Annotated in this window: 18 protein-coding genes and 1 rRNA gene; 10 read left to right on the forward strand and 9 right to left on the reverse strand. The window is 61.4% G+C overall.

The features are described from left to right. Positions 1 to 380 precede the first annotated feature (380 nt). Together AC1DU9_RS26410 and AC1DU9_RS26415 are read right to left on the reverse strand one after the other, a co-directional pair. Positions 381 to 1298 (reverse strand): LysR family transcriptional regulator, encoded by a 918-nt coding sequence (locus AC1DU9_RS26410; protein WP_223463853.1) that lies wholly within the window; start codon positions 1296 to 1298, stop codon positions 381 to 383. 47 nt (positions 1299 to 1345) lie between these two features. Continuing rightward, entirely contained in the window at positions 1346 to 2335 is a 990-nt protein-coding gene (locus AC1DU9_RS26415; RefSeq protein ID WP_223463852.1) for an MBL fold metallo-hydrolase, read from the reverse strand. A gap of 262 nt (positions 2336 to 2597) precedes the next feature. On the opposite strand from AC1DU9_RS26415, the gene AC1DU9_RS26420 reads away from it, so the two are divergent. Continuing rightward, entirely contained in the window at positions 2598 to 3053 is a 456-nt protein-coding gene (locus tag AC1DU9_RS26420) for a helix-turn-helix domain-containing protein (RefSeq protein WP_477811018.1), read from the forward strand. Positions 3054 to 3090: 37 nt separating this feature from the next. Here the strand turns inward: AC1DU9_RS26420 and AC1DU9_RS26425 are convergent, their stop codons facing one another. Then, positions 3091 to 3915 carry an alpha/beta fold hydrolase gene (locus AC1DU9_RS26425; protein ID WP_218432101.1) on the reverse strand — a complete coding sequence of 275 codons (825 nt, stop codon included), beginning with the start codon at positions 3913 to 3915 and terminating at the stop codon, positions 3091 to 3093. Positions 3916 to 3950: 35 nt separating this feature from the next. Further along, positions 3951 to 4526, reverse strand: a complete 576-nt coding sequence (locus tag AC1DU9_RS26430) for a flavodoxin family protein (protein ID WP_223463850.1) — start codon at positions 4524 to 4526, stop codon at positions 3951 to 3953. 287 nt (positions 4527 to 4813) lie between these two features. Here AC1DU9_RS26430 and AC1DU9_RS26435 point away from each other — a divergent pair, with 287 nt between their 5' ends. Beyond that, entirely contained in the window at positions 4814 to 7618 is a 2805-nt protein-coding gene (locus AC1DU9_RS26435) for an ATP-binding protein (RefSeq protein ID WP_477811019.1), read from the forward strand. Here the strand turns inward: AC1DU9_RS26435 and AC1DU9_RS26440 are convergent. Next, positions 7583 to 9067 (reverse strand): ATP-binding protein, encoded by a 1485-nt coding sequence (locus AC1DU9_RS26440; protein WP_223463848.1) that lies wholly within the window; start codon positions 9065 to 9067, stop codon positions 7583 to 7585. The two genes, AC1DU9_RS26435 and AC1DU9_RS26440, sit on opposite strands and share 36 nt — an antisense overlap. A gap of 151 nt (positions 9068 to 9218) precedes the next feature. After that, positions 9219 to 10169, reverse strand: a complete 951-nt coding sequence (locus AC1DU9_RS26445) for a GlxA family transcriptional regulator (protein WP_223463847.1) — start codon at positions 10167 to 10169, stop codon at positions 9219 to 9221. 342 nt (positions 10170 to 10511) lie between these two features. On the opposite strand from AC1DU9_RS26445, the gene AC1DU9_RS26450 reads away from it, so the two are divergent. Beyond that, complete coding sequence (locus AC1DU9_RS26450) at positions 10512 to 11234, forward strand: pirin family protein (RefSeq protein WP_223463846.1); 723 nt, start codon at positions 10512 to 10514, stop codon at positions 11232 to 11234. A gap of 130 nt (positions 11235 to 11364) precedes the next feature. Here AC1DU9_RS26450 and AC1DU9_RS26455 read toward each other — a convergent pair whose 3' ends face one another. Next, entirely contained in the window at positions 11365 to 12240 is an 876-nt protein-coding gene (locus AC1DU9_RS26455; protein ID WP_223463845.1) for a LysR family transcriptional regulator, read from the reverse strand. A gap of 111 nt (positions 12241 to 12351) precedes the next feature. On the opposite strand from AC1DU9_RS26455, the gene AC1DU9_RS26460 reads away from it, so the two are divergent. Continuing rightward, positions 12352 to 13614 (forward strand): YbfB/YjiJ family MFS transporter, encoded by a 1263-nt coding sequence (locus AC1DU9_RS26460; protein ID WP_477811020.1) that lies wholly within the window; start codon positions 12352 to 12354, stop codon positions 13612 to 13614. Between the two features lie 32 nt (positions 13615 to 13646). Further along, positions 13647 to 14603, forward strand: a complete 957-nt coding sequence (locus AC1DU9_RS26465) for an alpha/beta hydrolase (protein WP_477811021.1) — start codon at positions 13647 to 13649, stop codon at positions 14601 to 14603. Here AC1DU9_RS26465 and AC1DU9_RS26470 read toward each other — a convergent pair. Continuing rightward, positions 14582 to 15634: an AraC family transcriptional regulator gene (locus AC1DU9_RS26470; protein WP_477811022.1), complete on the reverse strand. Its 1053-nt coding sequence runs from the start codon at positions 15632 to 15634 to the stop codon at positions 14582 to 14584. The two genes, AC1DU9_RS26465 and AC1DU9_RS26470, sit on opposite strands and share 22 nt — an antisense overlap. Before the next feature lie 163 nt (positions 15635 to 15797). On the opposite strand from AC1DU9_RS26470, the gene AC1DU9_RS26475 reads away from it, so the two are divergent. From AC1DU9_RS26475 to AC1DU9_RS26495, 5 genes are all read left to right on the forward strand, one after another. Then, entirely contained in the window at positions 15798 to 16649 is an 852-nt protein-coding gene (locus AC1DU9_RS26475; RefSeq protein ID WP_477811023.1) for a 3-hydroxybutyryl-CoA dehydrogenase, read from the forward strand. Continuing rightward, positions 16636 to 17295: a TetR/AcrR family transcriptional regulator gene (locus AC1DU9_RS26480; protein WP_223463841.1), complete on the forward strand. Its 660-nt coding sequence runs from the start codon at positions 16636 to 16638 to the stop codon at positions 17293 to 17295. The genes AC1DU9_RS26475 and AC1DU9_RS26480 overlap by 14 nt, the downstream gene beginning before the upstream one ends. Positions 17296 to 17384: 89 nt before the next feature. Further along, positions 17385 to 17798 (forward strand): VOC family protein, encoded by a 414-nt coding sequence (locus tag AC1DU9_RS26485; protein WP_150674293.1) that lies wholly within the window; start codon positions 17385 to 17387, stop codon positions 17796 to 17798. Between the two features lie 135 nt (positions 17799 to 17933). Continuing rightward, the gene (locus tag AC1DU9_RS26490; protein ID WP_223463840.1) at positions 17934 to 18362 is read left to right on the forward strand and encodes a hypothetical protein; all 429 of its coding nucleotides are present in this window, start codon (positions 17934 to 17936) and stop codon (positions 18360 to 18362) included. A 48-nt stretch (positions 18363 to 18410) separates the two neighbouring features. Then, entirely contained in the window at positions 18411 to 19163 is a 753-nt protein-coding gene (locus AC1DU9_RS26495; RefSeq protein ID WP_223463854.1) for a bestrophin-like domain, read from the forward strand. Between the two features lie 67 nt (positions 19164 to 19230). Here the strand turns inward: AC1DU9_RS26495 and rrf are convergent. Beyond that, positions 19231 to 19338: ribosomal RNA gene (gene rrf, locus AC1DU9_RS26500) — 5S ribosomal RNA — on the reverse strand; the annotation flags it as partial.

The following is a 19338-nucleotide window of genomic DNA, read 5'->3' on the forward strand; positions in this document are numbered from 1 at the left end:
CCCACTCATCAGGCCGAGCGTTAGCTCGCCTGCAGCTCTTGATCTTGATCCACCCGCCCCCTCGGCAGGCTGAGTGGAGGTGTTCATTCGGGGGGCAGGCGCGCAGCGCCGTTCGGCGAAGCCGAACACATCGAGAGGAGGTCGAAGCGAAGCCGACCGGAGGCGATGCCCCCGGATGAATACCGGAGCGAAGGAACCCCGAGCCTCAGCGAGGGGCCGTACGTTCGGGGCGAGCGTTTTTTTGGTTACTTTTTTTAGGCGCTTGTAAAAAAAGTGACTCGCCGTCAGGGCGAAACCGCCAGCCGCCGTTACCGAAAAAACGGATATGTACTCAATCAAAAAAGCAGCCTGGTCGGCCCATAGGCCGCCAAGGTCTACAGCTACGGAATATCCAAAGTCACCGACATGAACTGACCAATCCGCGACCGCAACCACCGCTCCGCCGGATCATTGTCATGCACCCCGCTCCAGGCCATGGACAACTGCGCCGCCTCAATCTCGAACGGCGGATCCTCGGCCCGCAACCCACATCCCTCCACCAACGCACACGCCGCATAATCCGGCACGGTGGCAATCATCTCGGTACCGGCGAGCAACGCCCGCAATCCACTGAACTGCGGCACCCCCAGCACCACTCGACGACTACGCCCGACCTTCGCCAGATCCAGATCGATATTGCCGCTCAAGTCCCCCGAGAACGACACCATCGCATGGGGCCGCTCGCAGTACTCGTCCAGGGTCAGCGTCCCCGGCCGGGCGTCGCCGCGCAGCACTTTGCAGGGAATATCGCGCAGCTTCTTGCGCTTGGCATTGGCCGGAAGATCCGTGGTGTAACTCACACCCACCGAGATTTCCCCCGACGCCAGCAGCGTCGGCATCAACAGGTAATTGGCCCGCCGCACGACCACGACGATGCCCGGCGCTTCCTCTTGCAACTGACGCAGCAACGGTGGAAACAAACCAAACTCGGCATCGTCCGACAGACCGATGCGGAACACATCGCAACTGGTCGCCGGATCGAATTCCTTGGCCCGGCTGACCGCGCCGGAAATGGTGTCCATCGCCGGCTGCAATTCCTTGAGAATCGCCAACGCCCGCGCCGTCGGTTCCATGCCGCGACCGTTGCGCAACAGCAACGGGTCGTCGAACAGATCGCGCAAACGCCCCAACGCGGCGCTCACCGCAGGCTGACCCATGAACAGTTTTTCGGCGACGCGGGTCAGGTTCTTTTCGAACATCAGGGCTTCGAAAATCACCAGCAGGTTCATGTCGACGCGACGCAGATCGTTACGGTTCATAGGCTCGGGTTCCTTGTGTGGTCGGCCAGGCGCGAGAACTGCCGACTTTACTCGATCAACGGCACGTTCGCCGCTCGTTTGTACGGTCCGTACTCCACCGGCACCCACTGGAAATGCTTGCCTTCGGCGGTGATATGACCGATGCCGGGAAATGGCAGGTGCGCCGCAGTCACCCAGGTCTTGCTGGCGGCAGCGGCACTGAACACCTGGTTGCGGCTTTTGATCGCATGCTGGCTGTCGACGTCGAAACCGATCGATACCTCAGGGTGCAGGAACTGCACGGCGAGGTTGTGCACCAGGTCGCCCATGAACAGGATGCTTTGCCCTTGGGAGGTGAAACGGTACGTGGTGCTGCCCGGCGTGTGCCCGGCTTCCAGTTGCGCCTCGACCACGCCCGGCAGCGGTGACTGGCCGGGGGTGAAGGTCTTGAATCGGCCGGCGGCCACGTAAGGCGCGGTGGAATCCTGGGCGATTTTGAAGTAGCCCTTGGCCGCTTCCGGTGCCTTGGCCAACGCCTGCGGGTCGAGCCAGTAGTCGGCTTCGGCCTTGGCCGCGTACACCGTGGCGTTGGCGAACACCGGTTGCTGTTGGCCGTCCACCAGGCCACAGACGTGATCCAGGTGCAGGTGGGTGATCAGGATGGCGTCCACCTGCTCCGGTTTGTAGCCGGCCGCTTGCAGGTTGGCCGGGAGCTGGCCGGCGGTAGGACCGATGCACTGCCCTGCCCCGGTATCAATCAGGACAAGCTGTTTACCAGTGTTGACCAGAAAGGCGTTGAAGGCGGTCTGCACACCCGGGGTTTCAATCGAACGACGGGCCAACAGCGCGCGGATCTGGCTCTGGCTCATGCCTTGCAACAGCTTCGGCGACAGGTCGTTATAACCGTCGAACAGCGCCGTCACTTCGTAATCCCCCAGTGCCAGCCGAAAGTAACCGGGTACTTGCGTGCCCACCTGCGCAGGCGCCTGGGCCAGCGCGTTGGCGGATATCAGAACCAGGCCGATGGCGCCCAGCGTTCCCTGCCATGTCCGTTTCATCTGTTCACCTTTTCAAACCAATCGACGGTCCGTTGTGGCCCGCTCCATATTGCGCATCTTGTGCCCATCGACGTCGCCCGCACTTGCAACGATGTGCTGTGTTCACAGCCTCGGACATGGAATTAACAACGTTTAACTCGTCAGCCACAGCGGGCGCCTCCAACAATGAAGCCCTCAGCGCAGAACTGTTTTTTCCAGAGTAACGGTGCTGATCGCTCGAACCGGGCGCCAGCGCTTTTCCTCCCCCGACCGGACAATGGCCATGGCTTTCCCACAGCACATCACCGCCCGCGCACCTGCCAGCGAACCTCGCAAGCCCCACCCCGGCGGCCTCAGCCCGCAACGCGAAAAACTGGTTAAGCAACTGATCCTCGAACGTCTGGGCGACAGCCTGGAAGTCACTGAACTGGCACAGGCCTGCGCCCTCTCGCGCAGTCACTTCTCCCGCGCGTTCAAGTGCAGCACCGGCCTCTCGCCCCAGGACTGGATCCGTCAGCAGCGCATTGTCCTGGCCAAGCAATTGATCCAGTACACCGACATGAGCCTTACGCAGATCAGCCTTGAATGCGGCTTCTGCGATCAGGCGCACTTCTGCCACATCTTCACCCGCAGCGAAGGCATCAATCCGTTTGCCTGGCGCTGTCAGGTGGTGCATGGCCTTAAAAGCAAAAGATCGCAGCCTTCGCCAGCTCCTACGGGCATGCACGCGACCCTGTAGGAGCTGGCGAAGCCTGCGATCTTTTGATCCGGCTTTTTTAACCTTTCAAGAACGCCAACAGGTCAGCGTTCAGCTGATCCTTATGGGTGTCCGTCAAACCGTGAGGGGCGCCCGGGTAAATCTTCAGGGTCGAGCCCTTCACCAGCCTGGCGGAGGAGACGCCCGCCGCTTCGTAGGGCACCACCTGATCCGCGTCGCCATGCACCACCAGGGTCGGCACGTCGAACTTCTTCAGGTCTTCGGTGAAGTCGGTTTCCGAGAACGCCTTGATGCAGTCATAGGCGTTCTTGTGGCCGGCCATCATGCCCTGCATCCAGAACCAGTCGATCATGCCCTGGGACGGTTTCGCGCCGGGCTTGTTGAAGCCGAAGAACGGGCCGCTGGCGAGGTCGATGTACAGCTGCGAACGGTCGGCCAGCGAGGCCTGGCGGATGCCGTCGAACACTTCCAGCGGCAGGCCGCCGGGGTTGGCTTCGGTTTTGAGCATCTGTGGTGGCACGGCGGATATCAGCCCCGCCTTGGCCACGCGGCCGGTGCCGTGGCGACCGATGTAACGCGCCACCTCGCCACCGCCGGTGGAGAAGCCGAACAGCACGGCGTTTTGCAGATCGAGCAGCTCGATCAACTGCGCCAGATCGTCGGCGTAATGGTCCATGTCATTGCCCGACCACGGCTGGCTGGAACGCCCATGACCGCGACGGTCGTGGGCGATGACCCTGTAGCCCTTGGAGGCCAGGAAGATCATCTGCGACTCCCAGCTGTCGGCGTTCAGCGGCCAGCCGTGGCTGAAGACAATCGGCTGACCGGTGCCCCAGTCCTTGTAGTAAATCTCGACGCCGTCGCGGGTAGTGAAGGTGCTCATGGGTGATGCCTCCTTAACGAGGGTTGGGGTGTGAATCAAACCGGTAGCGGGTTCATGCGATCCGCCAGGCGCGCCACACGTTCGCCCAGGTGCGCGGCGGTGCAGCGATCCTCGGGCGGGGGGGCATCGTCGGGGGATTGTTCGACATTCGACTGGGCCATGGCGCCCAGTGAGCTGCCCAGGCGATTGAGTTGGCCGTTGAACGCGCCGCTGCTGGAACGCGCCGGCAGCAGGTCGAGGCCGACCCAGATCATCGAGTGCTGGGCGGCGAACACGGCCATCTGCAGCAAGGTGTTGAGTTTGTCGCCGCACAGGCAGCCGGAATTGGTGAAGCCCGCCGCGAGTTTGTCGCGCCAGGGCTGGGCCAGGTAGAACGCTGCCGTGGCCTCCATGAAGCCCTTGAAGGCCGCCGAGGCGCTGCCCATGTAGGTCGGCGCGCCAAAGATGATGGCGTCGGCGTTGTGCAGCCGCTCCCAGTGTTCGTCCACTTCCTCGACCGGAATCAACTGGCAGGTGCTGCCCAGGTGCCGTTCCACGCCCGCGGCCACGGCTTCGGCCATGACCCGGGTGTGCCCGTAGCCACTGTGATAGACCACTACCACGTTGCTCATTGCTCTGTCCTTACGATGGATAGAATCCCTTTGTAGGAGCGAGTTTTGGACGCAAACCGGACACGCGACGAGTTAAACGTTGTTAAATTTCCATGGCGCGCAAAAAGCCTCGGCAACTGCTGTCCGTCTGTCGCGCCCAATGATCGCGGGACCGACAGCCATTGGCCGATGCGTTAGAGTCAATGCCTGCCCCCATCAGTCACCCGGGCGGCGCATTGCGCTGGGTAAAAAACCTGAGGAATATGCTCCAAAACCGCGAACCAGACGGATGCAACAGGAGCGACTCGTTGACCCTTTCCCCCGAACAGGCTGTTCATTTCGGCCCCTACCGGGTCTACCCCGGACAACGCCTGGTGATGGAGGCCGACCAGCCCTTGCGCCTGGGCCGGCGCGCCATGGACATCCTGTTGATCCTGCTGGAACAGGCCGGCAACGTGGTCAGCAAGCAACAATTGATCGCCCGGGTCTGGCCCAGCAGCGTGGTCGAAGACATCAACCTGCGGGTGCACATGGCCGCGTTGCGCAAGGCGCTCGGCGACGGTCAGGCTGGTCAGCGCTACATCGTCACCGTGGCCCAGCGCGGGTACAGCTTCGTCGCACCGCATTCACTGGAACAGGCCGGGCAAGCGCCGGAGCCCGCACGTACCGCATCGAGCCGGCATAACCTGCCGGTGCGCCGCACACGCATGATCGGCCGGCAGACGCTGGTCGACAACCTGATGGAGCAACTGCCCCAGCAGCGTTTCATCACCCTCGTCGGCCCCGGCGGCATCGGCAAGACCACCGTGGCCTTGCGGGTCGCCGAACAAATGATCGGTCGCTACCGCGACGGCATTCACCTGCTGGACCTGGCCCCGATCAACTGCCCGCTGATGATCAACAGTCACCTGGCGACGCTACTCGAACTGGCCCTGCACGACGACGCCCCCCTGAACGGGCTTGCAGACGCTCTGCGCGATCGCCACATGCTGCTGATCATCGACAACTGCGAACACTTGGTCGACGCCATTGCCCAGCTCAGCGAAGACATTCTGCGCAGTGCGCCGCACGTGCACATCCTCGCCACCAGCCGCGAGAGCCTGCGGGCCGAAGGGGAATTCGTCCAGCGCCTGGAGTCACTCGACTGCCCGCCACCCATCGCTGTCCTCGACCGCGCCCAGGCCATGACCTTTTCCGCCCTGCAACTGTTTGTCGAGCGGGCCATGGMCAGTCACGACAGCTTTGAACTGACTGATGATGAACTGCCGCTGCTGATAGACATTTGCCATCGACTGGACGGCATACCACTGGCCATCGAACTGGCAGCAGCGCAAGTGGGCAACTTCGGATTGCACGGCTTGCTGGCGCAGTTGCAAAGCAGCTTCCGGTTGCTGAACCAGTCCTGCCAGACGCCCCTGGCACGCCATCAGACCCTGCGTGCAACATTGGACTGGAGCTTCGAACTGCTCACTGCCTGCGAAAAGACCTGCCTGCGCCGACTGAGTGTGTTTTGTGCTGGCTTCACCCTGGAGTCGGCAGCGGCGGTGATCGTCGGCGAACGCATAGAACCGCGCGAGGTGTTCGGTTCAATCACGCAACTGGTCGCCAAGTCGTTACTGAACGTGGAAGTGGGCGACGAAGACGTGTACTACCGTCTGCTCGACACCACCCGCGGCTACGCCCTGGAAAAACTTGCGCAAACCGCCGACCTGCCCGGCACGCGGGAACGCCATGCCGAGCGCTGCCTCGTGCTGATGCAACAGGCGCAGGACGACTGGGAGAAAACGTCGACCGACCTGTGGATCGAGCGCCATGGCCGGRCTCTGGAGGACATCCGTGCAACCCTCGATTGGGGTTTGCACGCTCAAGGGCCGCAGGCACTGGCGATACGCCTGGCCGCGAAGTCCACTCCCCTGTGGCAGGAGTTGTCACTGCTCAAGGAACACGGCGGTTATGTGCGCAAGGCCCTGGCCTTGCTCGAGCAGTCACCCGAGCCTTGCCCGCGCCTGAAGATGGCCCTCATGCTGGCTCTGGGCAGCGCCTGTTATCACACGCAGGGGGGCACCGACGAAACCGTCGGCGCCTTCGTCAGCGCCTACAGCCTGGCCCGACAGTGCAACGATGTGACTGGCCAGTTACGGGCGATTTCCGGTCACCTGGCGGCCAATCTCTGTTGCGGTCATTACCGGATGGCCCAGGAGCAAAGCCGGCAATTCGATCAACTGGGGCTGCAGGACGACGCCCTGATGTCCCTGAGCATGCATCGATTGCGGGTACTGGCCCTGCACTTCTGCGGCGACCAGCATCAGGCTCGGGAGCATGCCGAACAGGTGCTGCAACACATGGCCCACAACGGTCATCTCAACCGTTTCACCCATGGTTTCGGCGTGCAATACGACCAGAGTGTCGCGGCGCTAACCATCCACGCGCGCATCCTCTGGCTGCAAGGCCAACCGGAACAAGCCTGGCGCACAGCCCGGCAGGCACTGGACATCGCATTGCAGATCAACCACGGCACATCGATTTGCTACACCCTGGCGCTCTCCGGCTGCCTGATCGCTTACTACAACGGCGACACCTGCAGCGCCCGCGAACTCCTGCGCCTGCTGTTGGAACAGGCGCAGAAACACTCGGTCCTGCTGTTCTACAACTGGGCGCAACACTACGCGCAGGTGATCGGTGGCACCGATGTTCGGCCAACCGGCCACCAAAGTGTCGGTTTGATCAAAGACATCATGGTCACGCTGGATTCGACCTGCGTCGACGATGATTTGCTCGAACGCGCACAAAACGGTGTGTCGGGCTGGAGCACCGCAGAGATTCTGCGGGCCAGGGCCAAGACGTTGCTGGCAACGGATTGCCCGGTCAACGCCGCGACGGCCGAAACCGTGCTGCTCAAGGCACTCAACGTGGCCAGAACTCAGGGTGCACTGGCCTGGGAGCTGCGCAGCGCCACCTCGCTGGCGCAACTGTGGCAGCGTCAAGGCCACCGCCAAAGGGCGTATGACCTGCTGGCACCGATCTACGAGCGCTTCACCGAAGGTTTTGCCACGCCTGACCTGATGACGGTTCGCCGGCTACTCGACGAGTTGCAATGCCACCTGCCCGTCTGAAGGCCAGCGCGCTTGACTGATGTAGCCGGCATAACGCATTTCAAGGGCGCGCAAATCGCCACTGAGTTCGAGTTTTTCCAGTGCGTAGGTGCGGGTGGTATTGAGGAAGCGGTAACGGGTCACACCACCGCCCTGCTCCTGGGACAGCAGTGACTTGAGAGCGAGGTTCTCCATCACCTCGATCAGCTCGGCGGCGGGCAACCCGTCGCAGCTGATCACGCCAATCGCTGCGGCCTGGGTAAACGCCATTTTGAACACCGCCAGACGCTGCAACACGGTTTGCTCCACGGCAGTCAACCGTTCGTAGCTCCAATCCAGAGCGGCTTTGAGGGTCTGATGTCGGGGAACGGCTGTGCGGCGGCCCTGAGTCAGCAGCTGAAAACAGTTGTCGAGTTGCGCTTGCAACCCCACCAGCGCCAACGCATCGATTTGCGCCGCGGCCAGTTCAATCGCCAGCGGCAGGCCATCGAGGCGTCGGCAGATATCCCGTACGGTCCTGAGGTCTTGTTCGCGCAGGGTGAACCCGTGCAATCGAGCCCGGGCACGGCTGACGAACAACTGCACCGCCGAATAGCCCATGACCTCGGCGACGCTGCGCAGCCCTGACACCGGCGGCACCGCCAGCGGTGGCAGACGCAATACGGTTTCGCCAGACGCCTTGAGTGGCTCGCGGCTGGTGGCGAGGATCGACAGCCGGGGCATCGAGTGCAGCAGTGTCTCGATCAACGTTTGGCAGCGTTCGAGCAGGTGTTCGCAGTTGTCGAGCACCAACAAGGCATGCCGCTGCGCCAGCGTCTCCAGCGTGGTGCCGACCTTAAGTTCAAGGGTTCGAGTGAGGTAATCAGTCACTTGCGCCGGGTCGTCGATCGCCGCCAGGTCCACCAGCCACACGCCATGCCGATAGTGCTGCAACAACAGTTCGGCCACGCGCAACGCCACGGTGGTCTTGCCGATCCCGCAAGGCCCGACCAGGGTCATGAATCGGCGCACCGGCAACTGCCGCACCAGGCTGCCGACAACCGCATCGCGCCCGGTAATCGGCGTGAGCCGCGCCGGCAGGTTGTGCAGGAGCTTTTGTACGGTCCCGCTCGGGAACGCTACAGGCTCTGGCGAAAGCTGCACCGGGGCGACAAAACTGTAGCCGCGCTGGGGAATGTTGACGATGTAGCACTGGCCGTTCTGCCCATCGCCCAGGGCACGACGCAGGGCGGCAATGTGTACCCGCAGGTTGATCTCTTCGACCACGGAGCGCGGCCAGACCTGCGCAATCAACTCTTCCTTGCTGACCACTGAACCTGCGTGCTCGACCAGCACCTGCAACACGTCAAGGGCGCGGCCACCCAGGCGCAGCGGTCGATCGCCCTCCAGCACCAGTCGCTGACTGAGGTGGAAAGCATAGGGCCCGAATTGCAGCACCGCTTCGCTGTTTATATCTCTGAGGCTGTTCATGGGCAGTCACCCGCTGGAAACCTGGCTTCCAGCCCAGGCTCCGCACCGTCCTTGCAATGAGTTCAGCGGTATCTTGGCAGGCCTCGGTGACGGTACAACTGCCGCGGAGGGAGCGTCACGGCCATTGCGGTGCGCACGACGGACATACGCGCTAGCTGAACTGCTCGCGGTATTGGGCCGGGGTCAGGCCGAGCTTTTCACTGAACAGAAAACGCATGTGCCGCACACTGCCGAAGCCACTTTTGAACGCCACGGTCTTGAGCGGCAACTCGGTGGTTTCCAGCAGGTTCCTGGCGCAATCGATGCGCGCGCTTTGCAGAAACTCCATCGGCGTCATGTTCACTTCCCGGGCGAACACCCTGGCGAAGTGACGCGGGCTCATGTTGGCCAGACCCGCCATGCGCTCGATGCTATAGGTTTCATCGAGATGTTCAAGCACATGGTTCTGCACCCGGGTAATCGCCGTTTCATGAGGCGCCACCGCCGCCATCAACGGGCTGAACTGCGCCTGTCCGCCCTGGCGCTTCATCACCACCAGCAACACCTTGGCCACGTCCTGGGCGACTTTTTTGCCATGGTCCCGGGCCACCACCGCCAAGGCCAGGTCGATCCCGGCGGTGACACCACCGGAAGTGATCAGGTTGCGGTCCTGGACGAAGATCTGATCGGTCTCGACGGTCGCCTTCGGAAAGCCCTTGATCAGCCGCTCGGTGTAGTGCCAGTGGGTGGTAACGCGATAGCCGTCGAGCAAACCCGCATGCCCCAGCACGAACGCCCCGGTGCAGATGGAACCATAACCAGCGGACCGGCTGACGTTGTGCCTGAGCCAGTCGAGCAACGGCGGATGCCTTTCGTTGTAGGCACCGGGACCACCGGGCACCAGCAGCAAATCAAAACCCTCGCAGGCCTGATCGATGTGCCGGTCGGCATGCACGCTCACCCCGTTGGACGCCCGCAGCGCGCCGTGCTCGGTGCCGATGGTCGACAACACATAGTGATCGTCGGGTTTCAGATAACGATTGGCGATGGAAAACACTTCCATGGGCCCGGCCATGTCGAGCAGGAGAAAGTCGGGAAACAGCACCATTGCCACGGTTTTCATGGATTGGAATTCACTGGGATCATAGAAGGTCGGTCGCCGAGCGCCAGCCCCTTGTAGGAGCGAGCCTGCTCGCGAAAGCGGTGTATCAGCCAAAGTTGATAGCGACTGACACTACGCCTTCGCGAGCAGGCTCGCTCCCACAGAGTTTGCGCCCGGTATCAGGGATGTGTGCATTATGACCAAACACAGGTCAAACGTCGGAAAAGAATAGCTTATTCGCGCCCGAATACTGTCAACCTTAAAGAGACAGTATTACAATTTTCATCTACTTATTGCATCCTTAGATAAACATTAACCTTCTCCTCACTCGGACGAATTCACGTCTTGAAAGGAGATTTGATCATGCTGACTCTTCGCAAAGCCTCGGATCGTGGCCTGGCCAATCACGGCTGGTTGAAGTCGTTCCATACCTTTTCCTTCGCCAGTTATCGCAACCCGAAAGAGCAGGGTTTTTCCGACCTGTTGGTGATCAACGACGACCGCGTCGCCGCCGGTAAAGGCTTCGGCCAGCACCCGCACCGCGACATGGAGATTTTCTCCTATGTGCTTGAAGGTGCCCTGGAACACAAGGACACACTGGGCACCGGTTCGGTGATCCGCCCCGGCGACGTGCAACTGATGAGCGCAGGCAGCGGCGTGGCCCACAGTGAGTTCAACCACTCCAGCACCCGGCCGGTGCACTTTCTGCAGATCTGGATCGTGCCCGACGTCAGTGGCGCCAAACCGCGTTATCAGCAAGAGCACTTCAGCACCCAGAAAAAACGCGGGCGCCTGCAACTGATCATCTCGCCGGACGGTGCCAAGGGTTCGTTGAAGGTGCGTCAGGATGCACGGGTGTATGCCGGCCTGATCGACGGCAAGGAAAGCGCCACCCTGGAACTCGCCGCCAACCGCTACGCCTATGTGCACGTGGCCCGGGGCAGCGTCGAACTCAACGGTGTGTTGTTGCAGGAAGGTGACGGTGTGCGGGTTCGTGATGAACAGGCGCTGACCTTGAGCAACGGCGTGGATGCCGAAGTGCTGGTGTTCGACCTGCGCCCACAGGAACTGCCGGAAATGCCATGACAGATCCCTGTGGTAGATCCCTGTGGGAGCGAGCTTGCTCGCGATGCGTTGTGTCATTCAACAGTGATGTCGTCTGACACTCCGCCATCGCGAGCAAGCTCGCTCCCACAGGATTTTTTGCCACCTGAAATTACTCGCCAGTCCCGGCAAACCCCGCGACAATCTCATCAATGACCGCCCGGACCCTGGCCGTATGCCGCAGGTCCGCGTGGGTCACCAGCCAGATGTCATAGGGTAACGGCCGCGAGCGCTCCGGCCACAACCTGACCAGCCCCTCTTTCTCCCCGATGTACACCGGAATTTCCCCGACCCCTATCCCCGCAGCAATCGAACGGCGCACCAGCAGGCTGGAACTGAGGCTGGCGACAATCCGCCCGCGCGCCACCGGTTCCGAGACCAGCGTCAGGTCCTTGTTGCCCTGCAAGTACGGTTGATACACCACCAGGTCATGCCCGGCGAACGCCGACCCGGGCTCCGGCACGCCGTGGGCATCGACATAGGCTTGCGAGGCAAACAGACCCACCGGCCAGCGGGCGATGCGCCGGGCGATCAGGTCCGGGTTCTCCGGTCGGGTGTTGCGTACGGCGATGTCCGCCTCGCGTTTTGCCAGGCTGAGAATCTGCGTGGTGGCGTCCAGCTGCACCCGTACATCCGGGTGTTGTCGATGCAGGCGGGCAATCGCCGGGATCAGGAAATCGATCGCCAGAGAGTCGGTGGTGCTGACCCGCACCGTGCCGGTCAGGCGATCGTCCAGGCCCTGGATCTGGCGCTCCAGCTCCAGCGCCGAATGCTCCATTTTCTCCACCGCCTTGAGCGCCGCTTCACCGACAGCCGTCAGCGCATAACCGTCGGAGGTACGCAGGAACAAGGTCGCACTCAATGACTTTTCCAGCGCCGTGATGCGCCGACCGACCGTGGCCTGGTCGACCCCCAACACCCGCGCCGCACCACGCAACGTCGATTCACGGCAAACCGCGAGAAATACCCGGGCGTCATCCCAATTCATAGCGCTCTCCTGATGATGCATTTACGCATCAGCATAGCGCGTAATCGCTGCGTTAATGCTTCAAATAATCTCGATATGCTGAAGGCCTGAGTTCCCCACAGGACTATGCACATGCACAGCTCATCTGCTCCCCTTACTCCTGCACCCCTTATTCCTGCAGCCCGCGCGATCTGGCTGCCGATCTTCGCCGGCCTCTGCGCCAGCCTGGTCAGCATCGGCCTGGCGCGTTTCGCCTATACGCCGCTGATTCCCTCGCTGATCCAGGCCCACTGGTTTTCCGCCAGCGACGTGGTGTACCTCGGCGCCGCCAATCTGGTGGGTTACCTGATCGGCGCACTGATTGGCCATCCACTGGCACGCCGGACCTCAAACAAAACCGCCCTGCGCCTGATGATGCTGGCAGTGACGCTGGCGTTTTTCGCCTGTGGTTTTCCGTTGTCGATGAGCTGGTTCTTCGGCTGGCGCCTGCTGTCGGGGATCGCCGGTGGCGCGATCATGGTGTTGGTGGCGGGAACCGTATTGCCTCACGTACCGGCGACCCGCAGGGGCCTGGCCAGCGGTGCGATATTCCTTGGCATCGGCTTGGGCATTGCCGGCTCGGGGACGATCGTGCCGCCGCTGTTGAGCCTCGGCTTGCAGCAAACCTGGTTCGGCCTTGGCTTGTTGGCCCTGGTTCTCACTGCCGCCAGTTGGTTTGGCTGGCCAACCGCTGCGCACCCGGTCGCCGCTGCGCCGTCGGATACCTCGTCGCCTGCCCCCACCGACCCGAGCGTTTACCTGCTGTTCGCCCAATACGCGTTCATGGCCGCCGGACTGGTGCCGGCCATGGTGTTCCTGGTGGATTACGTCGCCCGCGGGCTCAATGCCGGGGCGCATGTCGGCGCGCTGATCTGGGTGATGTATGGCCTTGGCGCGATTGTCGGGCCAGTGAGTTACGGTTTTCTGGCCGACCAACTGGGCGCGAAAACGGGGATCCGCATCGTGCTGGTAATACAGGCGTTGGCGGTTGGCCTCTTATCGATCAGCAGTTCGTTCGCGGCACTGGCTTTACTGGCGGTGATCCTCGGCTCCTTCCCGCCCGGCATCGTGCCGCTGGCGTTGGCCCGGGTGCATGAATTGATCCCCAACCATCACCAGCAGCAGATTGCCTGGAGCCGCGCCACCGTGTCGTTCGCGACGTTCCAGGCCTTCTCGGGGTTTGCTTATTCGGCGCTGTTCAATACCAGTGGTGGCCATCATGCCTTGATGTTCGTGATTGCCGCCGGAGCCATTGTGGTAGCGCTATTGCTGGAACTCGGCAGCCGATTGCTCAGTCAACCAGTGCGTGTCAACGATGGTCGGAAAAATCCCCTGACGCAGGGGCACATCTGTTAAAACCCGTGCTTCACGTTCTGTTGGACCGTCCAATGCCTGCTCCCCTCCTCGCTCACCTACGCCGACGCTGGTTGTCGTGGTTGTGCATGACCGTGCTGGTCGTCGGCTTGCCGGTGAGTTGTGGGGCGCTCAGATATAAAGAGCGCGAGTTGCTGTTCCGCATCGAACCGGGCACGGCAGGCTGGTATCGCGGCCTGCCGCAAGACGTTCAGGAGTTCGAGATCAAGCCCGCCAGCTTCAAGGCCGGGCAGAACCTGCATGCCTGGTGGTGGCCCGCGGCACGCCGCGATGCGCCGTCAATCCTCTACCTGCATGGTGTGCGCTGGAACCTTACGGGCCAGGCGTTTCGCATCGAGCAATTGCGGGCCATGGGCTATTCGGTGTTGGCCATCGACTACCGTGGCTTTGGTCAGAGCAAAGGGGATTTGCCCTCGGAAGCCAGTGTTTATGAAGACGCACGCGTCGCCTGGGAGCGCTTTACAGCGATGCAACCGGACGCCAGCAAGCGTCTGATCTACGGGCATTCACTGGGCGGCGCAGTGGCCATCGAACTCGCGGCAGACCTGGCCGCACAGGCGAAACAGCAGCACATCCCCGTGCCGGTGCGCGGTCTGGTCATCGAGTCTTCTTTCACTTCGTTGGGCGATGCGGTCGCGGAAGTGGCCAACAACAATCTGCCGGTGAACGGGCTGCCGGTGCGCTGGCTGTTGTCGCAGAAGTTCGACTCTATCGACAAGATCGTCGACATCGACATGCCGCTGCTGGTGGTGCACGGCCTGGCCGACCCGTTCATGCCCTCACGATTCAGCCAGCAACTGTTCAATGCCGCCCATGAACCCAAGCGCCTGCTGCTGGTACCCGGCGGCACACACAACAACAGCATGAGCCTGGGCGGCAGTCAGTATCGTCAGGCCCTCGATGGCTTGATGAGGGCAAGCCCTCATCAAGTGGCCGGGCCGGCGGTGGCTCAGGGCTCGCAGGACTCCTGAAGGGCGGCGACCTTTGCGCCCTGCTCCCCCTGATAACGGGCCCGATAGCGCCCCGGGCTTTCCCCGGTCCACTTCTTGAACGCCCGATGGAAGGCGCTGGGTTCCTGGAAACCCAGTTGCTCGGCGATATCGCTGATGCTCGCATCGCTCTGACGCAATTGCTCAAAGGCCACGCCACGCCGTACYTCGTCCTTGATTTCCTGGTAGGAGCAGCCTTCACGCTCCAGTTTGCGGCGAAAGGTGCTGGGGCTCAGGTGCTGTTCCAGGGCAAAGGCCTGCAACGTCGGCCACTCACTGTAATGACTGCCGCGCAAGCGCTGATGAACCTGCGATGCCAGGCCATGCTGGTTACGGAAGCGGATCACCAACCATTGCGGCGCGGTACGCAGAAACACTTTCAACGACGCCAGGTCCTGAACCACTGGCAGGCGCAAGTAGTGGCTGGCAAATTCGATTTCGGTGCGCTCGGCACCAAAGGTCAGGTTGGGGCCCCAAAGCAGGCGATCGTCACCCAGCGACAGGCGCGAATGGCGGAAGTCCGCGCGATCAATGGGAATGCGCCGCCCGCCCAGCCAGCACAGCAGGCTGATCATCAACACCAGGAAGGTTTCTTCACCGAACCGGCTGGCATCGTTGTCCGTCGAGCGGGTTTCCAGGCTGATCACCGCACGCTTGCCACGCACGGCCAGCGAGCCGCGAAAGTCGTGCAGGAACAAGCCGAAGTTGGCCAGGCATTGACGCATGGCCTTGTGCAAATCGGGCTCCTGAATCAGGGCACGGCAAATCAGGGCGAAACTGCCTGGCGGCATGCCATGGGAGTCGAGCCCGAAAAACTCGTCGTCGAGTTCGCGGATCTGGATCAGCCACAGCGCCGCAAACGCATTGGCCGGCACCCGCGCCGTGGGTTGGTGCATGACCGCCGGATCAATGCACGCCTGTTCGAGCACGGCCGTCACGCGCTGCGGATCATCCCTCAGCCCGTGGATCATTGCCTGCACGAAATAGGCGGCAACCGAGTCCTTTTCCCGCATTGGTTCGTTTCTCTCTCATCACCCGAATGGCAAAAAACATCAGTGCCGTTGAACAGTTTTGGCATAGGACAACCGCCCTGCCGGCTCTAGACTCGCGGCAATAGTACGCCTTCGGCTGCAGTCGCGGCCAAGGTATCGCAGGGTTTGATCGAAGGATGGGAAGATGAATCTGCAAAACATCGGCGTGATCGGTGCGGGCACCATGGGCAACGGCATCGCACAAGTCTGTGCCATGGCCGGTTTCAACGTGACCTTGCTCGACATATCCGAAAGCGCTTTGCAAAAAGCCGTCGCAACGGTCGGTAAAAACCTGGACCGGCAGATCGCCAAGCAAACCCTGACGGTGGAGCAGAAACAAGCCACCCTCGACAAAATCCGCACCAGCACCGATTACAGTGTCCTGGGTGACGCGCAATTGGTCATCGAAGCGGCCACTGAAAATCTCGATCTGAAACTGCGTGTACTGCAACAGATCGCAACACAGGTCAGCAGCGAATGTGTCATTGCCTCCAACACCTCGTCGCTGTCGATCACCCAACTCGCCGCCAGTGTCAGCCAGCCTGAGCGCTTCATCGGCCTGCATTTCTTCAACCCGGTGCCGGTGATGGGCCTGATCGAAGTCATCCGCGGCCTGCAAACCAGTGACGCGACCCACCAACTGGCGCTGGACATGGCGACCACCCTCGGCAAAACCGCGATCACCGCCGGCAACCGCCCGGGCTTCGTGGTCAACCGCATCCTGGTGCCGATGATCAACGAAGCGATCCTGGTGTTCCAGGAAGGCCTGGCCAGCGCCGAAGACATCGACGCCGGCATGCGCCTGGGCTGCAATCAGCCTATCGGCCCGTTGGCCCTGGCGGACCTGATTGGCCTGGACACCCTGTTGTCGATCCTCGAAGCCTTCTATGACGGTTTCAACGACAGCAAATATCGCCCGGCGCCGCTGCTCAAGGAAATGGTCGCTGCCGGTTACCTGGGACGCAAAACGGGGCGCGGCTTCCATGCCTATGCCTGAGCGTTGCTCGCGCTTTGCCGAGTACCGGGACAAGGTCCTGGAGCTGTTTGCCTGCAAGGGGTTCGGCCAGGTCGGCATGCGTGAGCTCGCGACGTGCCTGGGGCTCTCCCCAGGCTCGCTGTATCACCATTACCCGAGCAAACAGCATCTGCTGCTCGACCTGATTGAAGAGTTCTACGAGGAACTGCTGGCCACCCTGGCACGTATCCAGCAAAAGGCCCCGGGCAAGCGCGACAAACTCAACAGCCTGATCCGCGCCCATCTGAATCTGCATCGGGAGATGCCTTGGCATTTCCGCCTGGTGGAGCGCGACAGCGGTTGCCTGAACGAAGAGCAACAGGCACGGGTTCAACAATTGCGCGAGCAATACGAACGTACGCTGCTGAAGATGCTGGGCGCGAAGTCCCGTTTCAGCGAGCAAGGCCTGCTGGCCGCCGGGCATGCCATTGGCGCCCTGCTCAACAGCGCTCCCAGCTGGCTGACACCCCATGTGCTGGACGAGCAGGAGCGCGATGAGTTGCTGGAGAGCATGGTCAGCGGCGCCATCGAACGTGTGCTGGCGCCACGGCGTGTGCCGGAGGCGATAAGCCTCGCGCGTCCTATCGAAAAAACATCTAAAGAAACACAAGCGTCGACAAAGATTTAGCGCTTTGCTTGTCGGCTCGACACAATCGGAATTCGCCGAAAAAACCGGCGTCCAAACCGATGAATGAACTCGAGCACCCGGAGCCGACCATGAAAATCAATCCCTACCTTATCTTCAACGGCGACTGCAAAGACGCCTTCACGTTCTATGCGCAGTGCCTGCAAGGCCAGCTCGAAGCCATGCTGACCTTCGGTGAAACCCCTGCAGGTGAACATTTCCCCAAAGATCTGCACAACCTGATCATCCATACCCGCCTGATCGTGGGCGATCAGGCCATCATGGGCTCGGACACCACACCGGATCGCCCCGTGGATAAAATGAGTGCCTGTTCGATTTCACTCAACGTCGACAGCATTGCCGAGGCCGAGCGGGTCTTCAATGCACTGGCGGGTGGTGGCTCTGTGCAAATGCCACTGGAGACCACGTTCTGGGCGGCGCGCTTTGGCATGCTGGTCGACCGTTTTGGTGTGTCGTGGATGGTCAATTGCGAAAAGGATCAGTGAACGGCCTTTGTCGAACCACAGTCTTCAAGGATAAAAGCCCAACCTGAAAAGGTTGGGCTTTCTGGCAACTCCCGGTCTGTCTGCTACCGTCAACTAGCCACATGGATAGCAGCGCAACCAAGGAGCAAACCCACTATGCCGGCCCATGTCCTGTCCTGGTCCCCTCGTTCCAAATACTTGCTACTGGCAGGTGGACTGATCACCAGCCTGCTGACCCTCAATGGCTGCGCCACTGTCGATGCACAGACCACCGCCTATGTCGGCGTAGAACACCCCGCACCGACATCGCCCGACCAGGTCGTGGTGCTACGCTCCGAGCCTTCACGTCCGCATGTGCGCCTGGGTGAAGTGCTGATCGACGCCAGCATCGACCCTGCCCCGCCGATTACCGAAGTCGAACAGAAGCTGCGGGTAGAATCCGCCAAACTCGGTGGCAACGCCGTGGTGGTCGTCTATGACCACATTCAGGCAGTGGGCGCCTATGCCAGCGGGCCGCTGTGGGCTCGCGACGTGACGACCATCGAGGGACGCAAACTCAAGGGCATCGTGATCAAGTACCAGTAGATATCTCCCCACGGAAGACAGCGTCAACGGAGGTTGAATTTGAATGACGTGGTGATCGCCCTCATCGTTTTCGCCTGCCTGTCCGCCAGCGCACTTCTGGGCTCGTACGTGAGGGAACGATTACCAAGCCATCATCTGAGCGATGACTCCGTGGCGGTGGTGAAGCTGGCCACCGGCCTCATCGCAACGATGTCGGCGCTGGTCCTCGGCCTGCTCGTTTCCTCTGCCAAAGGCACATTCGATACAGCCAATGCCGAACTGGAGGGCGCGGCGGCGAAAGTGGTTCAGTTCGACCGCTTGCTGGCCCGTTACGGCACCGACACCCAGGGTATCCGCACCGAGCTCAAGCACAACTACGCCGAAGTCACCCAAGTGCTCGCGACCCGCGATCACCAGCAGATTGAAAAACTCGATAGCCCCGAAATGATCCGTCGCTCCGAAGGCCTGCAACGCCAGGTCGAGTCACTGACGCCCGGCAACGATGATCAGCGCTCGCTCAAAGCCAAGGCGTTGCGGGACATGGACACCGTGTTTGCCACCCGCTGGCTGACCCTGCTACAGGCCAATCAATCGATTCCACCGGTGATGCTGGTGATCCTGGTGACATGGCTGGCGATTATCTTCGGCTCGTTCGGCCTGTTTGCACCATGCAACGGCACCATTGTCGTCGTACTGTTGATGTGTGCCCTGTCGACGGGGGCAACCATCTTGCTGGTAGAGGAACTCAATCGGCCGCTTGATGGATTTATCTGTGTGTCGCTGGAACCGTTGACGCACACGCTGGAGCGGCTGGGGCAGTAGTTTCGATTTCCTGAAGACAAAAACAAAACCCCTACCTGCGTACGCAGATAGGGGTTTCGGAATTTAATCTTGACGATGACCTACTCTCACATGGGGAAACCCCACACTACCATCGGCGATGCATCGTTTCACTGCTGAGTTCGGGATGGGATCAGGTGGTTCCAATGCTCTATGG

The sequence above is a fragment of the Pseudomonas sp. P4_C1 genome, from assembly GCF_056402155.1.

Excerpts from the sequence above, each read along its gene's own strand:
- AC1DU9_RS26445 (WP_223463847.1), bottom strand. The coding sequence starts at position 10,169 with ATGAAAACCGTGGCAATGGTGCTGTTTCCCGACTTTCTCCTGCTCGAC.
- AC1DU9_RS26485 (WP_150674293.1), top strand. The coding sequence starts at position 17,385 with ATGAAAATCAATCCCTACCTTATCTTCAACGGCGACTGCAAAGACGCC.
- AC1DU9_RS26450 (WP_223463846.1), top strand. The coding sequence starts at position 10,512 with ATGCTGACTCTTCGCAAAGCCTCGGATCGTGGCCTGGCCAATCACGGC.
- AC1DU9_RS26420 (WP_477811018.1), top strand. The coding sequence starts at position 2,598 with ATGGCTTTCCCACAGCACATCACCGCCCGCGCACCTGCCAGCGAACCT.
- AC1DU9_RS26455 (WP_223463845.1), bottom strand. The coding sequence starts at position 12,240 with ATGAATTGGGATGACGCCCGGGTATTTCTCGCGGTTTGCCGTGAATCG.
- AC1DU9_RS26460 (WP_477811020.1), top strand. The coding sequence starts at position 12,352 with ATGCACAGCTCATCTGCTCCCCTTACTCCTGCACCCCTTATTCCTGCA.
- AC1DU9_RS26425 (WP_218432101.1), bottom strand. The coding sequence starts at position 3,915 with ATGAGCACCTTCACTACCCGCGACGGCGTCGAGATTTACTACAAGGAC.
- AC1DU9_RS26430 (WP_223463850.1), bottom strand. The coding sequence starts at position 4,526 with ATGAGCAACGTGGTAGTGGTCTATCACAGTGGCTACGGGCACACCCGG.
- AC1DU9_RS26465 (WP_477811021.1), top strand. The coding sequence starts at position 13,647 with ATGCCTGCTCCCCTCCTCGCTCACCTACGCCGACGCTGGTTGTCGTGG.
- AC1DU9_RS26415 (WP_223463852.1), bottom strand. The coding sequence starts at position 2,335 with ATGAAACGGACATGGCAGGGAACGCTGGGCGCCATCGGCCTGGTTCTG.
- AC1DU9_RS26475 (WP_477811023.1), top strand. The coding sequence starts at position 15,798 with ATGAATCTGCAAAACATCGGCGTGATCGGTGCGGGCACCATGGGCAAC.
- AC1DU9_RS26490 (WP_223463840.1), top strand. The coding sequence starts at position 17,934 with ATGCCGGCCCATGTCCTGTCCTGGTCCCCTCGTTCCAAATACTTGCTA.
- AC1DU9_RS26440 (WP_223463848.1), bottom strand. The coding sequence starts at position 9,067 with ATGAACAGCCTCAGAGATATAAACAGCGAAGCGGTGCTGCAATTCGGG.
- AC1DU9_RS26410 (WP_223463853.1), bottom strand. The coding sequence starts at position 1,298 with ATGAACCGTAACGATCTGCGTCGCGTCGACATGAACCTGCTGGTGATT.
- AC1DU9_RS26480 (WP_223463841.1), top strand. The coding sequence starts at position 16,636 with ATGCCTATGCCTGAGCGTTGCTCGCGCTTTGCCGAGTACCGGGACAAG.